We start from the raw sequence: 362 nt of genomic DNA, 5'->3' as shown, positions 1-362 counted from the left end.
TTATAAAGCATTTGGAATTCAAAAAGGAGATGGTATGTTTATTGAACCGGAAAAACGAGTAAAAATCTGGTAATGGTTTTAGCTTAATTAGAGATAAAAGTCCCGTTTGTAATTATTCAGACGGGACTTTTGTTTATAATATCTTACTACGCCCTTTTCTTAAAGAATAATTTACCATATACAATCCTGTTAATGTAACCCCACCTCCAATGGCTATTGCAGTTGTAAGTGATTCACCAAAAATAATAGTGCCTAAAATAACAGCCACGATTGGGTTGATATAAGCATAAATGCTATTTATTTCTGCAGGTAGGTTTTGAAGTGCATAGATGAATGCAATGAAAGTAAGAACAGAGCCAAAA

The 362-nt window shown here is 32.9% G+C and carries 1 protein-coding gene; it reads right to left on the bottom strand.

What is annotated here, in order from left to right; translation table 11 throughout:
- Nucleotides 1-133: 133 nt before the first annotated feature.
- On the bottom strand, nt 134-362 hold a 229-nt coding region (locus AB674_RS21800), incomplete at its 5' end, for an EamA family transporter (RefSeq protein WP_047779400.1).

This window comes from Flavobacterium sp. ABG (assembly GCF_001027725.1).
GTDB classification, from domain to species: domain Bacteria; phylum Bacteroidota; class Bacteroidia; order Flavobacteriales; family Flavobacteriaceae; genus Flavobacterium; species Flavobacterium cupriresistens.
This window is presented reverse-complemented; position numbering and strand designations above follow the sequence as displayed.